19 protein-coding genes are annotated in these 20,912 nt (G+C 68.9%); 8 read left to right on the top strand and 11 right to left on the bottom strand.

Going from position 1 to position 20,912, the window contains the following annotated elements; translation table 11 throughout:
* Positions 1-51: 51 nt before the first annotated feature.
* The 4 genes from ABFG95_RS03850 to ABFG95_RS03835 form a co-directional block, all read right to left on the bottom strand.
* Positions 52-1,353 (bottom strand): MFS transporter, encoded by a 1,302-nt coding sequence (locus ABFG95_RS03850; protein ID WP_049073052.1) that lies wholly within the window; start codon positions 1,351-1,353, stop codon positions 52-54.
* 256 nt (positions 1,354-1,609) lie between these two features.
* Positions 1,610-2,710 (bottom strand): hypothetical protein, encoded by a 1,101-nt coding sequence (locus ABFG95_RS03845; RefSeq protein WP_348996034.1) that lies wholly within the window; start codon positions 2,708-2,710, stop codon positions 1,610-1,612.
* 116 nt (positions 2,711-2,826) lie between these two features.
* The gene (locus ABFG95_RS03840) at positions 2,827-3,555 is read right to left on the bottom strand and encodes a helix-turn-helix domain-containing protein (protein WP_049073054.1); all 729 of its coding nucleotides are present in this window, start codon (positions 3,553-3,555) and stop codon (positions 2,827-2,829) included.
* A gap of 123 nt (positions 3,556-3,678) precedes the next feature.
* Positions 3,679-4,110, bottom strand: a complete 432-nt coding sequence (locus tag ABFG95_RS03835) for a gamma-glutamylcyclotransferase family protein (RefSeq protein ID WP_054415898.1) — start codon at positions 4,108-4,110, stop codon at positions 3,679-3,681.
* 153 nt (positions 4,111-4,263) lie between these two features.
* Between ABFG95_RS03835 and clpB the strand changes: the two genes are divergently transcribed.
* Complete coding sequence (clpB, locus tag ABFG95_RS03830) at positions 4,264-6,870, top strand: ATP-dependent chaperone ClpB (protein WP_049073056.1); 2,607 nt, start codon at positions 4,264-4,266, stop codon at positions 6,868-6,870.
* 111 nt (positions 6,871-6,981) lie between these two features.
* Here the strand turns inward: clpB and ABFG95_RS03825 are convergent, their stop codons facing one another.
* The 4 genes from ABFG95_RS03825 to ABFG95_RS03810 form a co-directional block, all read right to left on the bottom strand.
* Entirely contained in the window at positions 6,982-7,422 is a 441-nt protein-coding gene (locus ABFG95_RS03825; RefSeq protein ID WP_081273662.1) for a DUF1641 domain-containing protein, read from the bottom strand.
* Positions 7,419-8,609, bottom strand: coding sequence for an FAD/NAD(P)-binding oxidoreductase (locus ABFG95_RS03820; RefSeq protein ID WP_054415895.1), 1,191 nt, complete (start codon positions 8,607-8,609; stop codon positions 7,419-7,421). The genes ABFG95_RS03825 and ABFG95_RS03820 overlap by 4 nt, the downstream gene beginning before the upstream one ends.
* A 172-nt stretch (positions 8,610-8,781) precedes the next feature.
* The gene (locus ABFG95_RS03815) at positions 8,782-10,431 is read right to left on the bottom strand and encodes an S-layer protein (RefSeq protein ID WP_348995467.1); all 1,650 of its coding nucleotides are present in this window, start codon (positions 10,429-10,431) and stop codon (positions 8,782-8,784) included.
* Positions 10,432-10,556: 125 nt separating this feature from the next.
* Complete coding sequence (locus ABFG95_RS03810) at positions 10,557-11,222, bottom strand: TetR/AcrR family transcriptional regulator (RefSeq protein WP_348996033.1); 666 nt, start codon at positions 11,220-11,222, stop codon at positions 10,557-10,559.
* A gap of 159 nt (positions 11,223-11,381) precedes the next feature.
* Here ABFG95_RS03810 and ABFG95_RS03805 point away from each other — a divergent pair, with 159 nt between their 5' ends.
* Genes ABFG95_RS03805 through ABFG95_RS03795 form a run of 3 tightly spaced genes read left to right on the top strand, consistent with a single transcriptional unit; the run spans position 11,382 to position 13,933 of the window.
* Positions 11,382-12,593, top strand: coding sequence for a Tm-1-like ATP-binding domain-containing protein (locus ABFG95_RS03805; protein ID WP_049073059.1), 1,212 nt, complete (start codon positions 11,382-11,384; stop codon positions 12,591-12,593).
* An 11-nt stretch (positions 12,594-12,604) separates the two neighbouring features.
* On the top strand, positions 12,605-13,435 hold the full coding sequence (locus tag ABFG95_RS03800; RefSeq protein ID WP_054415893.1) for a phosphoenolpyruvate hydrolase family protein: 831 nt from the start codon (positions 12,605-12,607) through the stop codon (positions 13,433-13,435).
* A gap of 54 nt (positions 13,436-13,489) precedes the next feature.
* Positions 13,490-13,933, top strand: coding sequence for an SRPBCC family protein (locus ABFG95_RS03795; RefSeq protein ID WP_054415892.1), 444 nt, complete (start codon positions 13,490-13,492; stop codon positions 13,931-13,933).
* A 68-nt stretch (positions 13,934-14,001) separates the two neighbouring features.
* Here ABFG95_RS03795 and ABFG95_RS03790 read toward each other — a convergent pair whose 3' ends face one another.
* A complete protein-coding gene (locus tag ABFG95_RS03790; protein ID WP_063584656.1) occupies positions 14,002-14,970 on the bottom strand; it encodes a LysR substrate-binding domain-containing protein in 969 nt (322 codons plus the stop codon).
* A gap of 148 nt (positions 14,971-15,118) precedes the next feature.
* Between ABFG95_RS03790 and ABFG95_RS03785 the strand changes: the two genes are divergently transcribed.
* The 4 genes from ABFG95_RS03785 to ABFG95_RS03770 all read left to right on the top strand — a co-directional run bounded on the left by ABFG95_RS03785 (position 15,119) and on the right by ABFG95_RS03770 (position 18,658).
* On the top strand, positions 15,119-16,585 hold the full coding sequence (locus ABFG95_RS03785) for an N-acyl-D-glutamate deacylase (RefSeq protein ID WP_054415891.1): 1,467 nt from the start codon (positions 15,119-15,121) through the stop codon (positions 16,583-16,585).
* Positions 16,586-16,619: 34 nt separating this feature from the next.
* Entirely contained in the window at positions 16,620-17,579 is a 960-nt protein-coding gene (locus tag ABFG95_RS03780) for a tripartite tricarboxylate transporter substrate binding protein BugE (RefSeq protein ID WP_059271517.1), read from the top strand.
* Positions 17,580-17,706: 127 nt separating this feature from the next.
* The gene (locus ABFG95_RS03775; RefSeq protein ID WP_049073064.1) at positions 17,707-18,261 is read left to right on the top strand and encodes an HdeD family acid-resistance protein; all 555 of its coding nucleotides are present in this window, start codon (positions 17,707-17,709) and stop codon (positions 18,259-18,261) included.
* A 4-nt stretch (positions 18,262-18,265) separates the two neighbouring features.
* Entirely contained in the window at positions 18,266-18,658 is a 393-nt protein-coding gene (locus ABFG95_RS03770; protein WP_049073065.1) for a CrcB family protein, read from the top strand.
* A 60-nt stretch (positions 18,659-18,718) separates the two neighbouring features.
* On the opposite strand, the gene hpnE is transcribed toward ABFG95_RS03770, so the two are convergent.
* Positions 18,719-20,044 (bottom strand): hydroxysqualene dehydroxylase HpnE, encoded by a 1,326-nt coding sequence (gene hpnE, locus ABFG95_RS03765; protein WP_068952248.1) that lies wholly within the window; start codon positions 20,042-20,044, stop codon positions 18,719-18,721.
* Positions 20,041-20,904: a presqualene diphosphate synthase HpnD gene (gene hpnD / locus ABFG95_RS03760; protein ID WP_175146353.1), complete on the bottom strand. Its 864-nt coding sequence runs from the start codon at positions 20,902-20,904 to the stop codon at positions 20,041-20,043. Before hpnD ends, hpnE begins: the two co-directional genes overlap by 4 nt.
* Between the last annotated feature and the right edge of the window lie 8 nt (positions 20,905-20,912).

Below are 20,912 nucleotides of genomic sequence, written 5' to 3'. Positions count from 1 at the left end.
CCCGTCTTTGGACTGGCGGCCGGGCACGCGGGCCGTTCCCCGCGCGCGGCGTCAGTCGTGCCGGTGCATGGCCGACTGATGCTTGGTGTCGCGCATGGTCGCGTAGACCAGCAGCGAGATGAAGATCACGCCCGCCAGGTAGTAGTAGAACCACTGCTCGTGACCCTGCTGCTTGAACCAGAGCGCGATGGCGGGCGCCGTGCCGCCGAAGATCGACACGGTGATGGCGTAGGGCACCGCCACGCCGGTGGCGCGGATATTGGTGGGGAACAGCTCGGCCTTCACCACGGCGTTGATCGAGGTGTAGCCGGCCGTGAAGATCCAGGCCGCGCAGATCAGCAGGAAGGCGATGAACGGCGAGCGGGTCTGCGACAGCGTCATCAGCAGCGGCACGGTAAGCAGCGCGCCGGCGATGCCGAAGAACACCAGCAGCGGCTTGCGCCCGATCCTGTCGGACAGCGCGCCATACAGCGGCTGCAGGATCAGCGCGAAGATCAGCGACGCCGCGATCACGTAGGTGGTGACGATGTCGGAGAACCCGGCGGTCTGCCGCACGAAGGTCTGCATGTAGGTGGTGAAGGTGTAGAACGCCGCCGTACCGCCGGCCGTCAGGCCCACCACGATGGCGACCTCGCGCGGATAGCGCAGCAGGCCGCGCAGGGAACTGGTCTTGGGCTTGGTCTGGCTGGCCTGCCGGTAGGAGTCGGTTTCCGGCATGTCGCGCCGCATGACGGCGGTGATGATGGCCAGCATGGCGCCGATCACGAAGGGAATGCGCCAGCCCCATTCCACCAGTTGCTCGTGCGTCAGGAATACGTTCTGCAGCAACAGCAGCACCAGGATCGCGCAGAGCTGGCCGCCGATCAGCGTGACGTACTGGAAGCTGGAATAGAAGCCGCGATGATCGGGATCGGCGATCTCGGTGAGGTAGGTGGCGCTGGCGCCGTATTCGCCGCCCAGGCTCAGGCCTTCGATGACCCGCGCCAGCGCCAGCAGCGCCGGCGCCGCCAGGCCGATGGAGGCATAGGTGGGCGTGACCGCGATGATCAGCGACCCCACGCACATCATGCCCACCGAAACCATCAGCGACAATCGGCGCCCGTGCCGGTCGGCCAGGTGGCCGAACAGCCAGCCCCCCAGCGGCCGCACGATGAAGCCGGCGGCGAACAGCGTGGCGGCGTTCAGCTGCTGCACGACGGGATCGTGCGAGGGGAAGAAGGCGGGGGCGAAGTACAGGGCGAAGGCGGTATAGGCGTAGAAGTCATACCATTCGACCAGGTTGCCCATGGAGCCGACGAAGATCGCCTTGATGCGGCGTTTGGCGTCGGGCATGTCGAGATACGCTTGGCTCATATCTGTCTTCCACGGAGACGGTACCCGCCTATCTTGCGCCTGCCGGCACAAAAATGCACCCCTGCATTTGTCCGGGATGTTTGTTCAGCTTGGTGTCAAGAATTGCCGTGGCGGCAGGCACGCGGCTTGCGGCCCCGTGCCTGCGTTCGGCTCGCCGTGCGTATTGCCCGCGGCGCCTTGCCCGCGGACTGTCCGCGCAATGCCGCGCGGGTGCCGTGGCTGGGTCGGCGGCCGCGCCGCCGGCGGGGATCGCCGCTTACTTGCGCGGCGGTTCGATCACCGTGCAGGCCGCCGCGCCGGCGGGCGCCTGGGCGTCGTCGCCAAACAAGGCGCGCGCGCCGCAGACCGATTGGAACATGCCTTTGTTGTCGTGGCCGATGCCCGTCACTTCGAAGCCGGCGCGATGCAGGGTCACCGGCCGGCTGCCGCGCGCGGCGACGATGCGCTCGTACTGCAGGTAGGCGGTGCCGCGCGCCAGCCGCGTCGCCCCCTGGGCCTCGGCGCCGCAGGTCTTGTCCAGCAGGCGGTGCTCGGGGTTGTTGTCGGCGCCGCCCAGCAGGTAGGTCACGTCGCGCGCCGCGTAGCGGATGAACAGGCGCGTGTCATCGGTTTCCTGCGCGTACGCGGGCAGCTTGTCGGTGCCGTACTTGTACTGGTTGTAGGTCGGGCAGATGCCGCGCTCGTAGGGCGCGTAGCCCTTGCCGTCGGGGCGCGGGCGTTCGCGGGTCAGATACAGGTATGACGAGGGGTTGGCGATCACGTAGCGCACCGCGATGCCGTCGCGGCGCAACGGGCCGTCGATCTGGTTCAGCACGGCGTAGCGCTGCACCAGCTGGCCGCCGCCGGAATGCCCGGCCAGCACGATGCCGGCCAGGATCGGCAGGCGCTTGCGATCGTCCAGGCTGCGCAGCAGGTCGTCAATCACCTGGAACGAGCTGACCGGCGCGGGCCGGCCGTTGGCCTGCACGCTGTCCTCGCCGTCTTCCCAACTGGCCTTGCGCCACGCGGCCATGCCGGCGAAGCCCGAGTCGATCGAACCGACAAAGCGCGGCGCCAGGATCAGCGTGTCGTTGGCGCGGGCGGGGTTGGTCGCCAGCAGCGTGGCAACGGTTTCGTAATAGGCGTCGGCATTGCGCTTGAGCCCATGGAACACGATCACGATCTGCTTGATATCGCGCAGGTCGCCGCGCGCCAGGTTCCGGTTAGCATAGACCGGCACCTTGTAGCGATGGCCGGGCTTGCCCAGTTCCAGCGTCTGCCAGCGCGGCACCACCACCCGCTTGGGGGCGGGCGCGGGTTCGTCGTAATCGTAGGGGTCGGGCAGCGGCGTCTGCGCGCGCGCCGCCAGGGGCAGCAGGGCCGCCAGGGTCAGCGCCGCCACGCCCCAGGCTCGGCGCGAGCGCGGCACGCGCGGAGCCGGATGGGGCTGCGCGGCGCCGGGTGCGGCTGTGCGGCGCATGGCGCGGGCGGGCGTCAGCAGCCCTCGTGGCCCAGCAGTTGCTTGAGCGCGGGTTGGTCCAGGATGCGGACTTCGCGCTGGTTGATGCGGATCAGGCCGTCGCGCGCGAAGCGCGAGAACAGCCGGCTGACCGTCTCCAGGGTCAGGCCCAGGAAGTTGCCGATTTCCTCGCGGCTCATGCGCAGCACGAACTCGGTCGACGAGTAGCCCAGCGACGCATAGCGCTGCGACAGGTTCAGCAGGAACGCGGCCAGGCGCTGTTCGGAACGCATCGACCCTAGCGACGCCAGCATCTGGTGCGAGCGCGTGATTTCGCGGCTCATCAGGCGGCGGAACTGCTGCTGCAGCGAGGGCAGGTGGGTGGCCACGCGGTCGACTTCGTTCAGGCGGATCACGCAGACTTCGGAGTCTTCCAGGGCCACGGCGGCCGAGACGTGCTTGCCATCGAGCATGCCGTCCATGCCGACGATCTCGCCGGGCAGGTGGAAACCGGTGATCTGAATCTGGCCGGTGGCGTCTTCGAGCTGCGTTTTCAGGCTGCCGAAGCGCACGCCGTAGACGGCGTCCAGGGGATGATCCAGCGAATACAGCGTCTTGCCCTTTTCGAGGCGCACGCGTTCTTTCACCAGTTCGTCCAGCTTTTCCACTTCGGCGGCTGCCATCCCGACCGGGACACACACGTGGCCCAGCATACACGTGGAACAGTGGGCGGCATCAGGGGCAACGGGAACCCGTTTTTGCATACGATGACCTTTATAGTGCCTAGACCTGGCGGGTAGCCTGGACGGGCTTAAAGCGTGAAGACAGGTACCCATTGTAGTCCGTTGTTACTACGGGTGTCTTACGCGGCATTTTGTAGCGCATTCCTACGGTTGCGATCGGGCCGGGCGGGCGCGCCGATAGGCGATCCAGTCGTCCCCGTCGATGTCCGCCGCCGCCCCCCGCCAGGCCGGGTCGATGGGGTAGTAGTCGCAGGCCACCGGGGCGGCGCCAGGCGCCAGCGGCCGGGCCAGCACCGGCCGGCGCACGAAGCAGCCGGGGCGGCCGGGGACGTATTCCTCGATCTCATCCATCAGGGCGACCAGGGCCGGGTCGACCTCGTAGATATCGCCCAGCACCCGCCGGCCATCGGTCACCGGGAGCAATCCGGGCCAGTCGCCGAAATCCACCAGCATGCCGGGCACCGTGGCCGGGCCGACGTGGCGCGCCGGCGGCAGGCCGCGGCGCGCGGCGGCTTGCGCCAGGTCATTGATTTCGCCCGCGCGTAGCGTGCCGTAGACAAAAACGTATATGCTCATGGGACAGATTGTTGCTGTACGCGGATGCGTTAACCGACCCAAATCCATGCGGCCGACGAGGTATTGAAATTCTCGCATCCGGCCGCATATTCAGGTCATCGAGCCCGCCGGCGCGTATCGGTCAGGCTCACCAACAAGCCACCAACGACCATTATGCGATTCGACAAACTGACCACCAAGTTCCAGCAAGCCCTGGCCGACGCTCAGAGTCTGGCCGCCCGCAACGATCATCCCTACATCGAGCCCGTCCACGTGCTGGCGGCGCTGCTGTCCGACCCGGACAGCGGCGCCGGCAGCCTGCTGGCGCGCGCCGGCGTGGCCGTCAACCGGCTGCAGCCGGCCCTGGACGCCGCGCTCAAGGCGCTGCCCCAGGTGCAGGGCGATGACAACGTCCAGGTCGGCCGCGACCTGCAGGGCGTGCTGACCCGCACCGACAAGGAAGCCGCGCGCCGCGGCGACACCTACATCGCCAGCGAACTGTTCCTGCTGGCCCTGGCCGACGACAAGGGCGAGGCCGGCCGCATCCTGCGCGACGCGGGCCTGCAGAAAAAGGCCCTGGAGGCCGCCATCGACGCCGTGCGCGGCGGCGAGAACGTCTCCGGCGCCGAAGGCGAATCCAACCGCGAGGCGCTGTCCAAGTACACCCTCGACCTGACCGAACGCGCCCGCCAGGGCAAGCTCGACCCGGTCATCGGCCGCGACGACGAAATCCGCCGCACCATCCAGATTCTGCAGCGCCGCACCAAGAACAACCCCGTCCTGATCGGCGAACCCGGCGTGGGCAAGACCGCCATCGTCGAAGGCCTGGCGCAGCGCATCGTCAACGACGAAGTGCCCGAGACCCTGCGCGGCAAGCGCGTGCTGTCGCTCGACCTGGCCGCGCTGCTGGCCGGCGCCAAGTTCCGCGGCGAATTCGAAGAGCGCCTGAAGGCCGTGCTCAAGGAACTGTCGCAGGACGACGGCAGCAACATCGTCTTCATCGACGAGCTGCACACCATGGTCGGCGCCGGCAAGGCCGAGGGCGCGATGGACGCCGGCAACATGCTCAAGCCGGCGCTGGCGCGCGGCGAGCTGCACTGCATCGGCGCCACCACGCTGGACGAATACCGCAAGTACATTGAAAAGGACGCCGCGCTCGAACGCCGCTTCCAGAAGGTGCTGGTCGACGAACCCGATGTCGAGTCCACCATCGCCATCCTGCGCGGGTTGCAGGAGCGCTATGAGATCCACCACGGCGTCGAGATCACCGACCCGGCCATCGTGGCCGCGGCCGAGCTCTCGCACCGCTACATCACCGACCGCTTCCTGCCCGACAAGGCGATCGACCTGATCGACGAGGCCGGCGCCCGCATCCGCATGGAAATCGATTCCAAGCCGGAAGTGATGGACAAGCTCGACCGCCGCATCATCCAGCTCAAGATCGAGCGCGAGGCCGTCAAGAAGGAAACCGACGACGCCTCCAAGCGCCGCCTGGGCGTGATCGAGGACGAGCTCGAGAAACTGCAACGCGAATACAACGACTTCGAGGAAATCTGGAAGGCCGAGAAGGCCGCGGTGCAGGGCACCCAGGCCATCAAGGAAGAGATCGACAGCGTGCGCGCCGAAATGGCGGAGCTGCAACGCAAGGGCCAGTTCGACAAGCTGGCCGAGCTGCAGTACGGCAAGCTGCCGGACCTGGAAGCGCGCCTGAAGGCCGCCGAGGTGGGCGCCGCCGAGGCGGCCGAGGAGGCCGAAGGCGGCGAAGGCCGTCCGCGCCTCTTGCGCACCCGTGTCGGCGCCGAGGAAATCGCCGAGGTCGTGTCGCGCGCCACCGGCATCCCGGTGTCCAAGATGATGCAGGGCGAACGCGAGAAGCTGCTGCACATGGAGGAATACCTGCACAAGCGCGTGGTTGGGCAGGACGAGGCCGTGCGCCTGGTGTCCGATGCCATCCGCCGTTCGCGCGCGGGCCTGGCGGATCCCTCGCGCCCGTACGGTTCGTTCCTGTTCCTGGGCCCCACCGGCGTGGGCAAGACAGAGCTGACGCGCGCGCTGGCCGAGTTCCTGTTCGACTCCGAAGAGCACATGATCCGCATCGACATGAGCGAATTCATGGAGAAGCATTCGGTGGCGCGGCTGATCGGCGCGCCGCCCGGATACGTGGGCTACGAAGAGGGCGGCTACCTGACCGAGGCCGTGCGCCGCAAGCCGTACAGCGTGGTGCTGCTCGATGAAGTCGAGAAGGCGCACCCGGACGTCTTCAACGTGCTGCTGCAGGTGCTGGACGACGGCCGCCTGACCGACGGCCAGGGCCGCACGGTGGACTTCCGCAACACCGTCATCGTGATGACGTCGAACCTGGGTTCGCAGCACATCCAGACGCTGGCCGGCCAGCCGTACGACGTGGTCAAGGAAGTGGTCTGGGGCGAACTCAAGCAGACGCTGCGGCCCGAGTTCCTGAACCGCATCGACGAAGTGGTGGTGTTCCACGCACTGGAAGCGCAGCACATCGAGTCCATCGCCCGCATCCAGCTGCGCCGCCTGGCCGAGCGCCTGGAAAAGCAGGAGATGCGGCTGGAAGTGACCGAGCCCGCGCTGGCCGAACTGGCCCGCGACGGTTTCGATCCGGTGTTCGGGGCGCGTCCGCTCAAGCGCACCATCCAGCAGCAGATCGAGAACCCGGTCGCCCGGCTGATCCTGGAAGGCCAGTTCGGTCCGCGCGACGTGGTGCCGGTGGATTGGCGCGATGGCAAGTTCGTGTTCACGCGCACGTTGCAGTAAACCCGGTCGCGTCGTCCATCCCGGGCGCGCACCCCAAAAGCCCCGCAGGCAAGCGCTTGCGGGGCTTTGTTTTGGACAGCGGGGGCCGCGCGGGCGGCCCCGCCAACGGCATCAGGAAGGGGCGTAGTCCCGCCGTTGATCGCCCACCTGACGGCCCAGGCCTTGCAGCGTCCGCAGCACCAGCGCCAGCCCGCGCCGCGTGTCCTCGTCGCGCGAGAGCTGGAACAGTCCGCCCAGGCCCGGCGGGCGCGCCTCTTGCAACCCTTGCGCGTGGGCCGCGCGCCAGGCGTTGGACAGGGTCCAGGCCGCGCCCGTGGCCTGCTCCGACAGCGCGCCCAGCTTTTCCACCATGGGGGCATCGAGCAGGTCGACCAGGTCGGACGCCAGCGCCAGCAGGTCGACCAGATTGTCCAGCCGGCCGCTGTCGGCCAGCGGTTGCAGCTTGCCGGCGAGCTGCGCCAGCGCATCGTTGCCAGCCGCCGCGGGTGGCGCATCGAGCAGGGCGTCGCATTGGCCGGCGTTGGACAGGCTGTTGTCGTGCGGTGCGTTCATAGCATTCCCCTGGCGACGGACCAGTACAGGCCCCGGTTGAACCCATGCCGCAGCAGTCCGCCCAGCTTGGTCGGCGGCGTCGGCCGCACGTCGTGGGTGTAGTCATACCAGAGCGGCATGCCCGCGTTCAGGCCCATCTGCGCCACGGCCTGGACGCGGCCGTCGTAGGCGCTGCAGGGATGGCCCAGCCGGATCTCGCCGGCGATGTTGTTGGCGATGACGGGCGCCTGGTTGTGGCACGAGCCGCCGGCCTTGCTCACCGGCAGGTCCACGGTGTCGCCGATCACGTACACATTGCGCAGGCCGTACACCTGCATGGTTTCGTGATCGGTGGGCAGCCAGCCCTCGTTGTCGGGCGCCTGCGAAGCGCCCGATTCCAGCACCGCGTCGACCGCGCGTATCGGCGGCGTGGCCATGAGGATGTCGAACGGCTGCTCGACGCCTTCCTCCGAGTAGGCAATGCGGCGATCGGGGTCCACCTTCGCCAGCGTGAAACCGCGCTGGAACCGGATGCCGCGTTGCTCGAAGATGGCCGGCAGCACCTCGCAGGTGGGCTTTTGCAGGAACAGGCAGTTGCGCAGCAGTTGCGAGGTGGTGGGGTAGGTGTAGACGATCTCCACCCGGTCGCGCACGCCGCGTCGGCGCAGGTAGTCGTCCAGCATCAGCGTGGTCTCGATCGGCGCGATGCCGCACTGGTGCGGCACGTTCGGTGTCTTGGGGAAGGTGACGCTGACGAACACGCGGCCGCGTTCGATGGTGGACAGGCGGCTGGCGAGCTGCCGCGCCGGCTCGTACTGGTAGAAATGGTCGCCCGCTTCCCGCAGCCCTTCGATGCGCTCCGGCGCGGGCACGCAGCCGGTCGCGATCACGAGATAGTCGTAGCCGTGGCGCTTGCCGCCGCGGGTGTGCAGTTGCTGGGCATCGAAATCGAAGCGCGTCACCTTGTCGACGCGGAAATCGATCTCGGGCCGCAGCAGGGACCGTTCGGGACGCTTGAGTTCTTCCTGGAAAAACAGGTTGAACGCCACATACATGAAGGCCGGCTTGTAGTAATGATCCGGCGAATCGGACAGCAACATGATGCTGACCTTGCCTGCCGACACTTCGGGGTACAGCTTGTGGACCAGTTGGTTGGCCAGCATGGTGCCGCCGACCCCGCCCCCCACGACAACAATTCGCTTGCTCATAAAAATCCTCCGATGAGAATAATCAGGAACCAAGTGCAGTTGCGTCCTCATATGTAGCAATTGAGGGGTGGCCGGTCAACAAAATAACTGTGACTTATAAAAGAGCATCCATGCCGGTCGCGTCTCGGATCGGGCCGGCGCGGCTCGAAATGCCGCGCCGGCGCAGGCCGTCTTACTGTTTGACGGTGACGAACACCGGGTTCGAATAGAACCACAGGTCGTTGTAATTGCGCGCGTTGATGGCGTTGAAGCGGGCCGCGTTATCGGCCAGATCGACCTTGGCGTCCGGCAACGGTTCGCCGTTGGCGGTCTCGCCCGCCACGTCCGGCGCCAGGTTGGTGCCGCGCAGGCGCAGATACTGGCTCTTGTCGGCGGTCAGCTTGACCTTGATGACGTTGTAGCCGTCCTTGTCCACGGTCCAGTCCTTGCTGGTGTAGCGGCCCAGCACGCGGGTGCTCGGATTGGTGGCGTTGTCGTATGCCGGCGTGCCGGCGGCGGCGCGGGCGCCGACATCGCCCACGATCAGGTCGACATGGTGCACGGTCGGCTTGACGTAGGTGGGGTTGCCGCTTTCGATCGGATACTCGTAGTGGTTGCTGGCGGGGCTGCGAAAGCGGATGGTGACCTCCACCTGCTCGCCCTTGGCCGCCGTCAGTTCGCCGCCCATCCGGGCCGTGCCCGAGGCGCCCTGCGCCTGGAATTCGAGCGCGTCGATCAGGTCGCCGAAGACGCCGAACATGCGGCCGCTCTTCAGGCCCGCGACCACCGCCGCCATGTCCTTGCCATCCTTCCAGACGTAGGTCTTGGCGTACTCGCCCGGCGCGTAGCCGCTGCTGTACTGGCCGGTGGCGTTGACGCGGAAATGGAAGTCCGAATCGGCCACGGTCCAGATGTGGCGGCCTTCGCCCAGCAGCGCGTCCCAGGTGCCGCCCAGCTTGGCCACCAGGTAGTCGACGCCGCCGTAGGTGCGGTTGGGCAGCTTGTCGGCCGTGTAGGCCTCGGCATAGCCGCCGCGGTCGGGTTCCATCTGGTTGCCGACCATGCCCTCGATGGCGAAGAAGATCGACGGCGCCAGGTCGTGCATCTCGCGCAACTGGCCGATGGTGTACTTGCCGGCGTAGCGCGACGGGTGGTTCAGCAGCATGTAGCTGTCGGGGTGCTTGTCGCGCAGCCACTTCAGGGCCGTCAGCGAGTCGGCGTGCGTGGTGTAGGCGCGCGTCTGGCCGGCCAGGTCCGATACCAACTGCGGATCGAACAGGTTGGCGGCCTTGTTGGTGTACAGGTATTCGAATTCGGCTACGGCGCGCAGCGACTTGTCGGATAGCGGGTCGTTGGTGCCGATGCCGATGTTGACGTGGTCGTGCGTGGGCATGTCCCACTCGAACGACGAGAAGATGATCTTGCCGGCGTAGCGGCCCGCCGCCTGCGCCTGCTTGATGAACGGCACTTCATAGCGCGCCATGCCGGCCGAGAACGGGATCGAGCCGCCGGGAATGTTGGCGCCGGTGTTGTCGCGCGCGGACATGCGCAGGTGGTTCGAAAGCGCGGCCCAGTCCAGCTGGTAGCGGTCGAAGGCCTGGTCCAGCACGCTTTCCAGCGTGGTCTGGGCGTCGTCGGACTGGATCGTGTGCACATGCAGGTCGCCGGCGCTCCAGGCCCCCGTGCGTGCCGGCGGCGCGGGGTCGGTCACGACCGGAGGCGGTGGCGTGACGGCGGGCGTGTCTTCGTCATCATCGCTGCCGCCGCAGGCGCTCAGCAGGGTTACGCAAGCCAGCGACAACGGCATCAGGGCCCGCCGCAGGCGGGTTACTTCGAACTGCATTCAATGCTCCAGCGTCATGCGGGCTGCGAGGAGGCGGCGCCGCGAAGGCCCGCACTATGAAGCGCGCGGGTGACGTGGGAATGACAGAGAGACGGGGCGGATGCGCCCCGACGGCGCGGCGGCGGTCAGCGCTTGCGCGGATCGGCCGCCGGCGTGGCGGCCGCCTCGGCCAGCGCCTGCCGGATGATGGCGCTGGCGGTCCAGCGCGCGATCTCGGTGACCGCTGTCTGGTCCAGGCCCCAGATGTCCTTGAGCACCAGGAACACTTCGGTGCCATAGACCAGCGACAGCGCCTGCGCCACGCGATCCTGCTGCGCCGGCGTGAGCGTGCCGGCCAGCGGCGCGATGGCGCGCTTGAGGATGTCGATGCGGTGGCCGCGCACCAGCCGCGGCTGGTTGCCGGCGCGGCCGGCGCTGGCTTCGGCGTGCTGCTGCAGCGAGACCTGGATGGCGGCGCGTAGCGACGCTTCGTGCGCCTGCAGGCGCGGGTAGGCGAAGCGCAGCAGTTCGTCGACGCGGGTGGCGGCGTCCGGCGCGGTCGAGTCCCAGGCCAGGATCGGCCCCAGGCTCTCGTCGACCACGGCCGCGATCAACGCGCTCTGGCTGGGAAAGTAGCGGTAGGCGGTGGCGCGCGACACCTGGGCATGCTCGGCCAGCTCGGCCACCGACGGCGTGATGCCTTGCGCCATCAGGCGCTGCGCGGCGTCCAGCAGGATCTTGCGCATGCGCGCGCGCGGCCCGTGCGGCGGTTCGCCGCTGGCGGCGGCCTGGCGGCTGGCGGGCGCGATCAGGCGCGCCGGGGCGGCGGCCGCCTTGCGCGCGGCGTTCGTGGTTTGACGTGAGACAGGCGTCTCAGTATGATTCTTTCGTCTCATTTCTTGATTCTACAGGGCTCGCGCCCGGCACATATATCGAGGCGCGCACCGAGTGTAGCCGCCCGCGGAGGAGTCATGACGCATTCGAATCGGCGGGTTTTCGTGGCCGCCACCTACGACACCAAGGGCCACGAGGCCGAGTACGTGGTCGAGCTGCTCAGGCGCGAAGGCCTGGACGTGGTTTCGGTGGACGTGTCCACCACCGGCGCGGCCAGCGCGGCGCAAGTGCAGGCACGGGAAGTGGCGCGCAGCCACCCGCAGGGCGAGCAGGCCGTGTTCACGGGCGACCGGGGCAGCGCCATCGCTGCCATGGCGCTGGCATTCGAACACTATGCCGCCGCCAACCCCGACATCGGCGCCTTGCTGGGCCTGGGCGGCTCCGGCGGCACCGCATTGATCACCCCGGCGATGCGCGCGCTGCCCATCGGCGTGCCCAAGCTGATGGTCTCGACCATGGCGTCGGGCAACGTCGCGCCCTACGTCGGGCCGTCGGACATCGCGATGATGTACTCGGTGACCGACGTGGCCGGCCTGAACCGCATCTCGCGCCGGGTGCTGGCCAATGCCGCCGGCGCCATCGGCGGCGCCTTCCGCCAGGCCGCCAGCGCCGCGGGCGATGACAGCCGGCCCGCCGTCGGCATCACCATGTTCGGTGTCACCACCGCCTGCGTGCAGCAGGTCACGCCGCTGCTCGAATCGCGCTATGACTGCCTGGTATTTCACGCGACCGGCACCGGCGGCCAGTCGATGGAAAAGCTGCTCGACAGCCATCTGCTGTCCGGCGTGCTGGACCTGACCACCACCGAGGTCTGCGACTTCCTGTTCGGCGGCGTGCTGGCCTGCACCGAAGACCGCTTTGGCGCCGTGGCCCGCACGCGCGCGCCCTACGTGGGCTCCTGCGGCGCGCTCGACATGGTGAATTTCGGCGCCATGGATTCGGTGCCCGAGCGCTACCAGGGCCGCACCTTCTACCCCCACAACCCGCAGGTAACGCTGATGCGCACCACGGCGGAAGAGAACCGCCGCCAGGGCGAATGGATCGCCGACCGGCTGAACCGCTGCGACGGCCCCGTGCGCTTCCTGATCCCGGAAGGCGGCGTCTCGGCGCTGGACGCGCCAGGCCAGGCGTTCTGGGATCCGCAGGCCGACGCCGCGCTGTTCGAGGCGCTGGAGTCGCGCCTGGTGCAGACCGCCGACCGGCGCCTGGTGCGCGTGCCGTGCCACATCAACGATCCGCTGTTCGCCCGCACGGCGGTCGAGCAGTTCCTAGCCATCGCCAAACATTGAGGATTTTCGCCATGCCGCGCTTTGACCGTAACCAACTGCTGGACAAGTTCCGCGCCATGGTGCGCGACCGCACCCCCATCGTGGGCGGCGGCGCGGGTACCGGACTGTCCGCCAAGTGCGAGGAAGCGGGCGGCATCGACCTGATCGTGATCTACAACTCGGGCCGCTATCGCATGGCCGGGCGGGGCTCGCTGGCCGGCCTGCTGGCCTACGGCAACGCCAACGAGATCGTGGTCGACATGGGCCGCGAAGTGCTGCCGGTGGTCAAGCGCACGCCGGTGCTGGCCGGCGTCAACGGCACCGATCCGTTCTGCGACTTCGACGTGTTCCTGGACGATCTCAAGCGCCAGGGTTTTGCCGGCGTGCAGAATTTCCCCACCGTGGGCCTGATCGACGGCACCTTCCGCGCCAACCTGGAAGAGACCGGCATGGGCTACGCGCTGGAAGTGGACATGATCCGCCTGGCGCACGAAAAGGGCATGCTGACCACGCCCTACGTTTTCAACGAGGACGACGCCGTGGCCATGACGCGGGCCGGCGCCGATATCATCGTGGCGCACATGGGCCTGACCACCGGCGGTTCGATCGGCGCCGAGACCGCGCTGACGCTGGATGACTGCGTCGCCGCCATCGACCGCATCGCGGCGGCCGCCCTGGCCGTGCGCCCCGACGTGATCGTGCTGTGCCACGGCGGCCCCATCGCCACGCCCGAGGACGCCGCCCACATCCTGCGCCATTGCCAGCATTGCCACGGTTTCTACGGCGCCAGCTCGATGGAGCGCCTGCCCACCGAGCAGGCGCTGACCGCCGCCACCCGCGAGTTCAAGCAACTGACGTTCTGAAATTTCCCCTTCCTTCGTTTCCGCCGGGGCGCCGCGCGCCCGTCAGGAGTCCGCATGCCGCATACCGTCTACACCAGCGCCATCGTCCAGGCGCCGCTGGCCAAGGTCTGGCCGCTGTTTCGTGATTTCAACGGCCTGGCGGGGTGGCACCCCGGCATTGCGCACAGCCGCCTGGAAGACGGCGGCCGCCACGACGCCATCGGCTCGGTGCGCTACCTGTCGCTCAAGCCCTCGGGCTTCGTGCGCGAGCAGTTGCTGATGCTGGACGACCCGGGCACCGCGCTGCGCTATTCCATCATCGAGACCGATCTGCCGATGCGTGACTACGTCGCGGGCATCAACCTGCGCGCCATCACCGAGAGCGGCACGACGCTGGTGGAATGGTGGGCCGATTTCCGCGTCGAGGCGGATGCCGACCTGCAGGCGGTGGCGACCGCCGTGGGACAGGGCGTGTTCGCCGCCGGCCTGGCGGCCCTGGACGAGAAACTGCGGGCCTGAGCGGCGCGTAGCGTCGCGGCGGGGCGGGCGCATGCCCCGCTGGCGTTGCCGTGGCGACGCGATCCGCGTCAGGCGCGCCGGCGCGTCGCGCCCGCCGACAGCTTGCAGCCGGCCGGCAGCGCCGCGCCGCGCAGGTAGTCGCGGATGGCGCGGATCAGCGCTTCGGCCGCCGGGCTCAGCGCATGTTCCTTGTGGCGGATGATGCACAGCGTGCGCACCACCGTCGGCCGCGCCAGCAGCGCGTATGCCAACCCCGGTTCCAGCACCCGCTGCGCCGCCAGCGCGGGCAGCAGCGCCACGCCCATGCCGGCCTTCACCAACGCCGCCTGGGAAGTGGTGCTGGAGGCTTCGTAGAAGGGCGCGGCGGCTTCGATCGGCAGGTCCGCGCGGGCCCGCAGCAGCGCCATGATGCCGGTCTCGTCCACCACCCCCACCAGCTTGCGGCCCGCCAGGTCGGACCAGCGCATGGCGCCGTCGCGGCCCGGGCGCAGGCTGGCGTCGTCGCGCCGGTACAGCACGCCGAAGCGGTCTTCCAATAGCGCGTCGAATTGCAGGCCGGGCGCATCGGCCCAGCGGCTGGTCAGGCCGAAATCGACTTCGCGCGCGGCCACCTTGCGCTGGATGCGGCCGGAGTTGTCGTCGCTCAGGTAGAGGCGGATGGCGGGATACTGCGCCGCGAACCGCGCCGCCGCCGGCGCGATCAGCTCGGTGATGGCCGAGGGCGCGGCCGCCACGCCGACCCGGCCGCGTTCCAGCGCGCCAAAGCGCACCACGTCCTCGATCGCGCCATCGAAATCGGCCAGCAGGCGCATCACGCGCGGCAGGAACTCCTCGCCCGCCGCCGTCAGCAGCACGCGCCGGCTGGTGCGCGCGAACAGGCGCGTGGCCAGCGCCTCTTCCAACTGGCGCACCAGGCTGGTCACCGACGACTGGGTCTGGAACAGTCGCTTGCCCGCATGCGTGAAGCTGGATTCCTGGGCCACCGCGACGAACGCGGTCAGATGCTTGAGGGTGACGTGCTTGGGCAGACGATTCATTTCAAATCACGATGGATGGATCAATAAAAACAATTTTTCCAGATTGATCGGGCCGACGATACTAGGGGCTTCATCAAGCATCGGAGCCGTCGGTGGACGGCCCGCAAGCGGCCGGCCTCGATGCCGGCCCTATCGAGACGGAAGTGGCATGCAGGAAGAACTGGATCTGGTTATCGAAGGCGGCTGGGTGATCGACGGGACGGGCGCCGCGCGCCGCCGCGCCGACGTCGGCATCCGCGGCGAGCGCATCGCCGCCATTGGCGATCTGTCGGCCGCTCCGGCCGCGCGGCGCCTCGATGTCGGCGGCAGGATCGTCGCGCCCGGATTCATCGACACCCACGGTCACGACGACCTGATGTTCGTGGAAAAGCCGGGCCTGGAATGGAAGACCAGCCAGGGCATCACCTCGGTGGTGGTCGGCAACTGTGGCATCAGCGGCGCCCCCGCGCCACTGCCGGGCAACACCGCCGCGGCGCTGGCGCTGCTGGGCGATTCGCCGCTGTTCGCGGACATGGCCGCGTATTTCGGCGCGCTGCAGGCGCAGCGGCCGATGATCAACGTGGCCGCCCTGGTGGGCCACGCCAACCTGCGCCTGGCCGCGATGCCCGATCCGGCGGCGCAGCCCAGCGTTGATCAACAGCAGGCCATGGAGCGCATGCTGGCCGAGGCGTTGGAGGCTGGCGCGGTGGGGTTCAGCACGGGCCTGGCCTATCAGCCCGGCGGCGTCGCCGGCGAGGCCGAACTGGACGGCCTGGCGCGGGTGGCGGCCGCGCACGGCGCGCTGCACACCAGCCACATCCGCAACGAGGGCGACGCGGTCGAGGCCGCCGTCGACGAGGTGCTGGGCATCGGCCGCCGCACCGGCTGCGCCACCGTGCTGTCGCACCACAAATGCATGATGCCGGCCAACTGGGGCAAGAGCGCCGCCACGCTGGCCAACATCGACCGCGCCCGCGCCGCCGGCGTCGACGTGGCGCTGGACATCTACCCGTACCCCGGCAGCTCCACCATCCTGATTCCCGAGCGCGCCGACCAGATCGACGACATCCGCATCACCTGGTCGACGCCGCATCCCGAATGCGGCGGCCAGTCGCTGGCCGAGATCGCCGCGCGCTGGGGCTGCGATCCGGTCACGGCGGCGCGCCGCCTGTGCCCGGCGGGCGCGATCTACTTCGCCATGGACGAAAACGAAGTGCGCCGCATCTTCCAGCACGAATGCTGCATGGTGGGCTCCGACGGCCTGCCCAACGACGCCCATCCGCACCCGCGCCTGTGGGGCAGTTTCACGCGCGTGCTGGGACGCTACGTGCGCGAGGCCGAGCTGCTGACGCTGGAGGCCGCGGTGGCCAAGATGACCTCGTTGCCGGCGCGCGTCTTCGGCCTGGCCGACCGCGGCCGGCTGGCCGTGGGCGCCTGGGCCGACGTGGTGGTGTTCGACGCCGACACGGTGTGCGACCGCGCTACCTGGGACGCGCCGACGCTGGCCTCGGCCGGCATCGAGCACGTGCTGGTCAACGGCTGCCCGGTGTTCCCGGCGGCGCCCGGCACGCATCGTCCCGGCAGGATATTGCGCCGCGACGCCAGCATCGCCGCCGCGCCCGTTCTTTCCCGATAACAAGCAGAACCGATCCCCACAGGAGACAATCCCGATGATCCGCAAGACTTGCATCGCCCTGGCGCTGGCCGCCGTGTTGCCGGCCGCCCACGCCGAATTCCCCGATCGCCCCATCACCCTGATCGTGCCGTTCCCGGCCGGCGGCCCCACCGACATCGTCGGCCGGCTGGCCGCGGCCAAGGCGGGCGAGATCCTGGGGCAGCAGGTCGTGGTGGAGAACCGCACCGGCGCCTCCGGCACCATCGGCATGGCCGCCACCGCGCGCGCCAAGCCCGATGGCTACACCGTGGGGCTGGCGACCGTCAGCACTCACGGCACCGCCCCGCACCTGTTCCCCAAGCTGGCCTATGACCCGGTCCAGGACTTCACGCCCATCAGCAACCTGGTGACCAGCCCCAACATCCTCAGCGTCAACCCGCAATATCCGGCGAAGACGCTGGCCGAGTTCGTGTCGCACGTGCGCGCCAATCCCGGCAAGGACGGCTACGCCAACGCCGGCGCCGGCGGGGTCAACGACCTGGGCATGATCTGGTTCCTGCAGATCACCGGCGGCAAGATGAACAGCATCTCGTACCGCGGTTCGGCGCCGGCCCTGACCGACACGGTGGGCGGCGTGGTGCCGGTGATCTTCGACAACTTCCCGTCGTCGCTGCCGTACATCAAGAGCAACCACCTGCGCGCGCTGGCCATCACCGGGACCGCGCGCAATCCGCGCCTGCCGGACGTGCCGACCTTCGCGGAGCAGGGCTACAAGGACTACGACGTGACGGCCTGGTACGGCGTGGTGGGACCGGCCGGCATGCCGGCCGACGTGCGCGACAAGCTGGCGCAGGCCTTCGCCAAGGCGGTGCGCGACCCCGCCACCGCCGCCAAGATGGAAGAGACGGGCGCTTTCCCGCTGGGCAACACGCCGGCCGAGTTCGGGGAACAGATCCGCGCCGAGCGCGACCGTTGGAAATCGGTGATCGAGCGCGCGCAGATCAAGCTGCAGTAAGGCGGGGAGCCGGCCGTCTCCGGGGAGTACGGCCTTTCCGGCCAACCGGGTCACGGCGCCCAGGCGGTCCACGGGCGGGGAAATTCAAATAAGATAAGTTACCCGTTACGTGTTACCGGAGGTCGTCATGCTTGAATCGCAAGTCGTGGATCAGATCGGTCGTCATTGGGGTTGGGTGGCGTTGCGCGGCGTCGTCGCCATCCTGTTCGGCCTGATGGCCGTGTTCATGCCGGCGATCACCTTGTCGGCGCTGGTGCTGGTGTGGGGCGCGTTCGCGCTGGCCGATGGCGTGCTGGCGCTGATCGCCGGCATCCGCATCCGCGACCACGGCAAGCCGCTGTGGGCGTTGATCATCGTCGGCCTGCTGGGCGTGGCGGCCGGCATCGTCACTTTCCTGTGGCCGGGGCTGACGGCGCTGATCCTGCTCTACATCATCGCCATCTGGGCGCTGGTGGCCGGCGTGTTCCAGATCATTGCCGCGATCCGTTTCCGCAAGGAAATCCGCAACGAATGGTTCCTGGGGCTGTCCGGATTGGTGTCGGTCCTGTTCGGCGCGATGCTGGTGATGCAGCCGGGGGCCGGCGCGCTGGCGCTGGTGTGGGTCATCGGTATCTATGCCGTGTTCTTTGGCATACTGCTGCTGGTCTTTTCCTTGCGCCTCAAGCAGCACCGCGCGCCCTGAGTCCATGACCGCTTACCAGACCCTGATTCCCCTGAACTTCCTGGCCGTGGGCCTGGGCGCCATGTTCGGCGCCTGGGCCCGCTGGCTCGTCAGCCTGTGGCTCAACACCGAGTCGTGGCCCTGGGGCACGCTGGCGGTCAACCTGGCCGGGGGCTACCTGGTGGGACTGGTGCTGGCGCTGGTGGCGGGCCATCCCGAATGGCCGGCCTGGGTGCGGCTGGGGGCCATCACCGGCTTCATGGGCGGTCTGACCACCTTCTCGACTTTCTCGGCCGAAACCGTGGCGATGCTCGAGCGCGGCGCGTACGGCGGCGCGCTCGGCTACGCCGGCTTCAGTTTGCTCGGATCCCTGTTGCTGACGGGGTTGGGCCTGGCAACGGCCAGCCTGTTGCGCTGAAGCGCCCGCGTTGTGGCGGCGCGGGGTCGCCATGCGGTTGCGTGGCGCCTTGGCGACGCTTCAGTCGCCGGCCCGCGGATTCAGCACCCGCGCCGCTTCCAGGCCGCTGCGCACCGCGCCTTCCAGCACGCCGGGATAGCCGGTATCGGTCCAGTCGCCGGCCAGCGCCAGCGTCGGCCACGGCGTGCTGTTCAAGGGGCGGGTCAGGCCCGGCACCGCCGCGAAGGTGGCGCGCTTTTCGATGAACAATTCCGCCGCCGCGACTTCCGGCATCGGCGGCAGCCGCTGCGGATGGGCGGCTGCCTGTTCGGCCACCTGGTCGATCAGGGCCTCGATGGCCTGCTGGCGGTTGCGGTCGGCCAGGCTGGTGGCGGCGCTCGCCACCACCGCCAGTTCGCCGGCCAGGGCATCGCCGGCCAGTTGCGCGCGGTCGAACAGCCATTGGCCGACGTGGCCACGGGCCGGCTCTTCGCGCAGCATCATCATGGGCTCGGGCAGGCGCCAGGGGCCGGCCAGCCGCAGGTTGAGCGTGGCGATCGGCAGATAGTCGAAGGCGCGCAGCGCGTCCAGCAGCCCGGTGGCGCCGGCCGCCCGCAGCGGCGCGTCCAGCAGGCGCGCGGCGAACGCCGGCGGCACCGCCAGCACGGCGGCGTCGAAGCGTTCCTGGTTGATGTCGATGCCATCCTCCGCCGGCCGCAACTGACGCACCGTGCTGCCGTAGCGCATGGTGACCTGGCGCGCGGCGGCGTCCGGCCACAGCGCCGACAGGTCGGTGCAGGGCAGCAGCAGGTCGCTGTCTTCGCGGCGGCCGGCCAGGCTGTCGCGCAGCACGCGGGCGAACAGCCCGGCGCTGGCGCTGGCCACCGGGGTGTTCAGCGCGGCCAGGCACAGCGGCTCCCAGACCTGGCGGATCAGGGCGTCGGACTGCGCGTGATAATGCAGCAGCTGTTGCACGGTCCAGTCGCGCGGCGGCGTCCAGGACATGGCGCGCAGGCCGCGCATCAGGCGCAGCGTGGCAAGGCGGTCGGCCCACGACAGGCCGCGCGCGCCCAGGATCGCCACCGCCATGTGCAGCGGCGCGGGCAGGCGCGGCGCCGACAGCCGGAAACGGCCGTCCAGGCTGGCCAGCCGCAGCGACCGGCGCATCAGCAGGGCATCGGGGTTTCGGCCCACCCGGCGCATCAGCGCCAGCGTGTGCGTGTAGGCGCCCGACAGCAGGTGCTGGCCGTTGTCCAGCGGCGATTCGAAGCCATCGTGGAACACGCGCCGGGCGCGGCCGCCGGGCGTGTGGCCGGCTTCGAACACGGTGACCTTGGCGCCGGCTTCGCGCAGGGCGACGCTGGCCGCCAGGCCCGCCCAGCCGGCGCCGATGACCGCCGCCTTCACCGTGCCAACCGGCGGACCAGTCCGCGCCCGCCGCCTACCCAGGTCTTCCACGCCAGCCACAGCTTGCGCAGCGGCGTCAGCGAGATGCGCTGATGCAGCACCTGCCAGTTGTCGCGCTCGATCTCGTCGAGCAGCGCGTGATAGATCGCCGCCATCATCAGGCCGGGACGCTGCGCGCGCCGGTCGGCTTCGGGCAGGCTGCGCATCGCCTCGCGGTACAACTCGCGCGCGCGCTCGGCCTGGAACTTCATCAGGGCCGAGAAGCGCTCGGAATACTCGCCATTCAGGATGTCCGAGGCCTTGACCTCGAACTGCTGCATGTCGTTGACCGGGATGTAGATGCGGCCGCGGCGGGCATCGTCGCCGACGTCGCGGATGATGTTGGTCATCTGGAACGCCAGGCCGAGCTTCTCGGCGTACACCAGCGTGGCCGGATCGGAGTAGCCGAAGACGCCGGCCGACAGTTCGCCGACCACGCCGGCGGCGTGCCAGCAATACTTGCGCAGGCCGGGCCAGTCCAGGTAGCGGGTCTGGTCCAGGTCCATTTCCATGCCGTCGACCACGGCCAGCAGGCGCTCGCGGGTGATCGAACAGCTCTGCAGGTGCGGCTGCAGCGCGCGGGTCACGGGATGGTCGGGCTTGCCGTCGAACATCTGGTCGACCTGCGTGCGCCACCAGGCCAGCTTGATGCGCGCCAGCGACGGGTCGGTGCATTCGTCCACCACGTCGTCGACTTCGCGGCAATAGGCGTACAGCGCCGTGATGGCGCGCCGCCGCTCGGGCGGCAGGAACAGGAAGGAATAGTAGAAGCTGGAACCGCTTTTGGCGGCTTTCTCCTGGCAGTACTCGTCAGGGGTCATAGTTGGCA

This window comes from Achromobacter sp. HNDS-1 (assembly GCF_040084795.1).
Taxonomy (GTDB): domain Bacteria; phylum Pseudomonadota; class Gammaproteobacteria; order Burkholderiales; family Burkholderiaceae_B; genus Achromobacter; species Achromobacter ruhlandii.
Note: the sequence above shows the minus strand (reverse complement) of the source record. Positions and strands in the feature narration are given on the sequence as shown.